The organism is uncultured Rothia sp., from assembly GCF_937976295.1.
Classification (GTDB): domain Bacteria; phylum Actinomycetota; class Actinomycetes; order Actinomycetales; family Micrococcaceae; genus Rothia.
Map to the genome: position 1 here is coordinate 1 of NZ_CALJRY010000336.1, position 5,985 is coordinate 5,985.

The 5,985-nt window shown below is 60.9% G+C and carries 4 protein-coding genes and 1 pseudogene; 4 read left to right on the forward strand and 1 reads right to left on the reverse strand.

The genetic code is table 11. The features are described from left to right. Positions 1-476: 476 nt before the first annotated feature. The 4 genes from Q0216_RS09075 to Q0216_RS09090 all read left to right on the forward strand — a co-directional run bounded on the left by Q0216_RS09075 (position 477) and on the right by Q0216_RS09090 (position 5,690). Positions 477-1,739: a glutamyl-tRNA reductase gene (locus Q0216_RS09075; protein WP_298594707.1), complete on the forward strand. Its 1,263-nt coding sequence runs from the start codon at positions 477-479 to the stop codon at positions 1,737-1,739. A 177-nt stretch (positions 1,740-1,916) separates the two neighbouring features. After that, complete coding sequence (locus Q0216_RS09080) at positions 1,917-2,144, forward strand: DUF3107 domain-containing protein (protein ID WP_296546467.1); 228 nt, start codon at positions 1,917-1,919, stop codon at positions 2,142-2,144. A gap of 517 nt (positions 2,145-2,661) precedes the next feature. After that, entirely contained in the window at positions 2,662-4,428 is a 1,767-nt protein-coding gene (locus Q0216_RS09085) for a DEAD/DEAH box helicase (protein ID WP_298594710.1), read from the forward strand. A gap of 8 nt (positions 4,429-4,436) precedes the next feature. After that, on the forward strand, positions 4,437-5,690 hold the full coding sequence (locus tag Q0216_RS09090; protein WP_298594712.1) for a site-specific DNA-methyltransferase: 1,254 nt from the start codon (positions 4,437-4,439) through the stop codon (positions 5,688-5,690). A gap of 96 nt (positions 5,691-5,786) precedes the next feature. Here the strand turns inward: Q0216_RS09090 and Q0216_RS09095 are convergent. Next, positions 5,787-5,985 (reverse strand): annotated as a pseudogene (locus Q0216_RS09095) (histidinol-phosphatase); the annotation flags it as partial.

Here is a 5,985-nt window from a genome sequence, read left to right on the forward strand (position 1 = left end):
GTCGCTGGGCGTCGGTGGGGTGGGCGGGCAGGGCGGGTGCCTGTGCGGCAGCCGCTGCTGGCCCCTTATCCGATACGGAGCTCTTTTCCGTTGCGAGAGTAGTGTGCTGGTTTTCGCTCATAGTGTCTAGTGTGACAGGTTTATGCAGGCGTTTTTACGACACTATGTCACGGCGACTTTTACCTAAAGGTGGCTTTCTTAGCGGTGAGGGACACCTTAGTTCACACCTGTTAGACCCCTGCTTATGCCCTGCTTGCCGCCTATTTGCGCGGCGAATACGCAGGTGAAGCACCGAATGTGCCCCAGCATATTCCGGCGGGCCCTCCCCTCCCTGCGCTTTTGAATTGCCACCAACACCCCGGCAGATGCCCCGCCTCCTGTCCGCTATGTGGTACCCACTAAGCCATGTAGAGCCGTGAACTTAGGTTCTGTGAGCTTTACAGGGGCTTAGTCGGCGTGGTTATGATTAATCTCTAGTGAGTACTTATGCATTTGTGGCATCGCACCACACCGTTGATTTGACCACCGTCGCTGCGTTGAGCGCCGGTGCCTCCGGCGTACCCGATGTTCTGACGGACGATATGGCATGCCAGCTGGGTGTGAAGGGTGCAGTCGTTCTTGCCACCTGTAACCGTCTTGAAATGTATGTTCAGTTGCACGTATCCGCCCATGTCCACATGGTTCGTGAGCTGATTGTCGACTCTATTGCGCGCTCCTCCGGCCTGGATACGGAACTGGTCGATTCCAGCTTCGAGGTGTACGCCGATGAAGAGGGTGCACGCCACCTGCTGACGGTCGCCTCCGGCCTGGAATCTGCCGTGGTCGGCGAGCGTGAAATCGCCGGTCAGGTGCGCCGCGCTCTGGCCGCCGCGCAGGCGAAAGCACAAGAGGACGGCGTGACCCTTCCCGGTGAGCTGGTTCAGCTATTTGAGCATGCGGCGCATACGGCCCGTCAGGTGGGTCAGCATACGGCGCTTGGCGCTCAGGGCCGCTCCATCGTATCTGTTGCCCTCGATCTTGCGGATGAGGTTGCCGAGAAGGATTGGTCGACCCGCCGCGCCCTGATTTTTGGTACGGGTGCTTACGCGGGCGCGACCATTGCGGCTCTGCGCGAGCGCGGTTGCACCGATATTTGGGTCAATTCCCGTTCGGGCCGTGCCGCCGAGTTCGCGGCAAAGCGCGAGGTTTCTGCGGTGCCGGTGGACGGCATGGAGCAGGCTATGGCTTCTGCCGACGTCATTATTGGCTGCTCCGGTGGCTCCGATCCGCTGCTTCCCGAGCAGATTCCGGCAGGTCACCACACGATTCTCGACCTGGCGCTTTCGCGTGACTTTGACCCCTCGGTCGCTGACCTGCCGAACGTTGAGCTGATTACCCTCGAATCGGTGCGTCTTGCCGCACCCGAGGAGACCGAGGAGTCCGTGGCGACGGCTACGCGCATCGTGGAGTCTGAGCTGACGGCGTTCCTGTCTCGTCAGCGTTCCCGCACGATTGACTCCGCGATTGTTGCGTTGCGCTCACACACTATGGATGTGCTGGATTCTGAGCTGGAGAAGGTGCGTAGCCAGTTTGGTTGCGGGGCGGCGACGGAGCAGTTTGAGCTGGCGATGCGCCGCATGGTGAAGTCTCTGCTGCATACCCCGACGGTGCGCGCCAAGAAGCTTGCGGCGGATGGCCGCACGGAGGATTACGTGCAGGCGCTGGAGACTCTCTACGGTATTCAGGTGGAGGACTCTTAAGAGCTTCCGCTCCCCCGCATTTTCATGCATCCGGCGGCGAGATTTTTTATTAGCCCCCGGCGAAGTACCGCCCGTTCACGGTGCCGATGGGCCCATTCACGCTAGAGTAGATGCTAGATAAGACAGTTCCCATACCCGGCGCGCTTGGCGGCGCCGGACTATTCTGCGAGGAGACTCATGGAAATCAAGATTGGCGTTCGCCACATCGCCCGCGAAATCGTTGTTGAGACCAGCGAATCCAAGGACGTTATCACTGAGAAGGTCGCTAAGGCGATTGAGGACGGCTCCCTGCTGCAGATCACTGACGATAAGGGCAACACCACCCTGATCTCCGGCGCTCAGATTGGCTATGTCGAGCTGGGTTCCGACGCGAAGCGTCACGTTGGTTTCGGTATCGGCGCCTAATTACCTCGGCGACTAAATCCCCTTTAGCTTTAGCTCTCCCCCGCATCCGTCATGATGCGTAACCGCGCTGTATGCGCTGTGTGCGTGCGCTGTATGCGCCGTACGGTTACGCCGTGCCGAATGCGGGGGTTTGCGTTTTAAACCGCCTGTGCGAAAACCTCCCAATACCCGGTTTTGGGGCGGTATATCGCCCATCACGGGCGCACACCACAACCGGTCGGGGGTGCGCCGGAAGCAAATCCGGGTTAATATTGAGGGGTTAAGTGAATGACCGGTCGTACCCCTTTCAAGACCCCGAGGCTGCACCGCCTTCTCATCATGAATAACCATGAGCAGTAAGCATCTGTGCACGCGGCGTCTCGGCAAGAATTTCCCCTGCAAGAATTTCCCGAGTAAGAATTTCCCGCGGCCGGCTTTCGACGCCCGCCCGTCACCGCCTCCACCGTTGGGGCGCTGGCTGGTACACCCCGTTTCGGGGAGAAACACACCCCGAGCAGGGGTAGAAAGATACGGTCCAGTGACTGAAACGAACACGCAGGAAACCACTCAGACTGCAAAGTCCTTCGCCGACTTCGGCGTTCGCCAGGATATTAGCGACGCCCTCGCGGCGGTTGGCATTACCTCCCCCTTCCCCATCCAGGAGCTGACTCTTCCCGTGGCTCTGTCTGGCCAGGACATCATTGGTCAGGCGAAGACCGGTACCGGTAAGACCCTCGGCTTTGGTCTGCCCACCATTCAGCGTGTGGTCGGCCGCGACGATGAGGGTTGGGCTGATTTGGAGTACCCCGGCGCACCTCAGGCGCTGATTCTTGTTCCGACCCGTGAGCTTGCTATTCAGGTGGGTGAGGACCTGGCGATTGCTGCGAAGCTGCGCAACGCCCGCGTCGCCACCCTGTACGGTGGTGTGCCGATTGAGCCTCAGGCTGAGCTGCTGCGCCGCGGCCTGGAGGTTGTGGTGGGCACCCCCGGCCGCATTATTGACCTGTACCAGCAGGGCTTCCTGAACCTCAAGCAGGTCAAGATTGTGGTCCTCGATGAGGCTGACGAGATGCTGGATTTGGGTTTCCAGCCGTCGGTCGAGAAGATTCTCAGCTACCTGCCGGAGGACCGCCAGACCATGCTGTTCTCCGCAACCATGCCCGGCCCGGTCATTGCGATGGCACGCCAGTACATGACCAAGCCCATGCGCATTAGCGCCGCTGACCCCGAGGACGCCTCGAAGACTAAGGCGTCGATCCGCCAGGTCGTCTACCGTGCGCACCACCTGGACAAGGACGAGATGATTGGCCGCATTCTGCGCGCTACCGGCCGCGGCCGCACCGTCATCTTCACCAAGACCAAGCGTGACGCTGCCCGCGTGGCGGAGGAGCTGGTGAACCGTGGCTTCGCTGCCGCTCCCCTGCACGGTGACCTGAACCAGGTTGCGCGTGAGCAGGCGCTGAAGGCGTTCCGCACCGGCAAGGTCGACATTCTGGTCGCGACCGACGTGGCGGCTCGCGGTATTGACGTTGAAGACGTGACCCACGTGATTAACCACCGCGTGCCCGAGGATGAGAAGACCTACCTGCACCGTACCGGCCGTACCGGTCGCGCGGGCAATGAGGGTACCGCCGTGACCCTGGTTGACTGGGATGACCTGCCGCGCTGGAAGGTCATTAACGACGCCCTGGAGCTGGGTGTTCCCGAGCCGGTTGAGACCTACTCTTCCTCTGAGCACCTGTTCTACGACCTGAACATTCCGCTTGGCACCAAGGGCCGCCTACCGCGCGAGGAGCGTGTGGCTGAGGGCATGGGCGATGAGTTCTTTGAGAGCGCCCGTGAATCTCGTGATGGCCGCCCGGCTCGTTCTCGCGGTGGCCGCGATGGTGGCCGTTCTGGTGGTCGTGACGGTGAGAAGGGTTCGCGCCGTTCCCGCGGTTCCCGTGACGGTGATCGTTCTGGCAGCCGTTCCGGTGAGGGCCGCGGCGAGCGCCGTAGCCGCTCCGAGGGCCGCAAGCGTGCAGAGCGTTCCGACCGTTCCGAGCGTGCAGAGCGTAACGAGCAGAGCGCATCCGAGCGTACCGAGCATTCTTCTGGGCGTTCTTCTGAGCGTACTGAGCGTGCGCCTCGTCAGCGTCGCCGTACCCGCCGTGTTGAGGGTCAGCCGGTGGAGGGTGAGGGCCGCCGCCGCACCCGCCGCCGCTCTGAAGGCTCCCGTGCTGAGGGTTCCCGTGCTGAAGGTTCTCGCGCTGAGGGTTCTCGCGGTAAGGGCCGTGGCGCTGACCGTGCTGGTTCTGAAGGCTAGGGCCGGGGTTGGGTATTTCAGCATCCCAGGCGGCCGCTGAGTCGCACCCCGCGGATTCGGCTGTTTTCGATCCGCAGGGCCCGTCGCTGCTGGTGCAGGCAGATAACCTGGAGTATCTGCGTGAGCTGCCCGATGGTGCGTTCACCGTGATTTACATTGACCCGCCGTTCAATACGGGTAAGAAGCAGACGCGCCGCACTTTGAGCGCGGAGGCTTCTGAGAAGGGGGACCGCACCGGTTTTAAGGGCAAGAGCTATTCGAGCACCCTGCAGACTCTGGCGAGCTATAACGACTCGTTCGAGGATTATTGGGCGTTCCTAGCGCCGCGTATTGAGCAGGCGCATCGTCTGCTCGCGCAGGACGGCACCCTGTACCTGCACCTGGATTGGCGTGAGGTTCATTATGTGAAGATTATGTGCGACATGATTTTTGGTCGTGAGAACTTCATTAATGAGCTGATTTGGGCTTATGACTACGGTGCGAAGTCTACGCGCCGCTGGCCGACGAAGCACGACAATATTTTGGTGTACGCGAAGGATCACCGCAGCTATTACTTCAATACTGCGGAGGTTGATCGTGAACCGTATATGGCTCCCGGTTTGGTGACTGAGGAGAAGGCTTCTCGCGGTAAGCTCCCTACTGATGTGTGGTGGCATACTATTGTGTCGCCGACGGGTAAGGAGAAGACGGGGTATCCCACGCAGAAGCCTACGGGCCTGTTGCGTCGTATGATTGCGGCGAGTTCCCGCCCGGGTGATTGGGTATTGGATTTCTTCGCTGGTTCTGGTTCTACGGGGGCGGCGGCGGCTCAGTTGGGCCGTAAGTTCGTGTGTGTGGATCAGAATCCGCCGGCTATTGAGGTGATGGCTAAGCGCCTGAACGTGGATCCGCAGTCTTTTGAGGCGTACCGCGGTGTGCCGCGTGGGGCGAGTGTGCTGTTCACGCCGAAGCGTACGGTGGGTGTTCGTGGCGGTACGAGTCGTGATGCGTTGACGGCGGCGAGCCGTCATGCGCTGAAGGCTGTGTTGGATACGCTCACGGAGACTACGCAGCCGGTTGAGGGTGCGTCCTGCCGATTTGTGCGTCACCGTTCGATGGATGCGGTGGATAAGAAGATGCGTATTGATGGTCGTGATGAGTTGCGTCGTCAGCGTCAGCATCAGGCGCGGGCTAAGGCTCGTGCGGCGCGGGCGGCTGCTCAGCGGGATGCGGTTGCTGCGGGTGCGGTGTTGCAGCATCATGCCTCGCGTGAGAGCGTCTAGGCTGTCTTGTCTGCGCATTCGTGAGAGCACGCGTTAAGAGTGTGGGGCGGGTTCCTAATCAGGACCCCGCCCCATTCTTTTGTCTTACTCCTGGTCTTACTGCCGAGTTGCCAGCAGCTCGCGGATACGCGCCACCGTTACCGCATCCGTCGTGTTCTCACCCAGCAGGTTCGGCTTACCCGCACCGTGATAATCACTCGAACCCGTCACCAGTACCTCACGGCCCGCCGCGCGCTGACCCTCAATGAACTCCAGCAGGCGCGTACGGTCCTGAACCGAATTCTCGCGGTGATAC

Bases quoted from the DNA above. Each gene is read 5' to 3' on its own strand.
- Q0216_RS09080 (WP_296546467.1), top strand. From the start codon at position 1,917: ATGGAAATCAAGATTGGCGTTCGCCACATCGCCCGCGAAATCGTTGTT.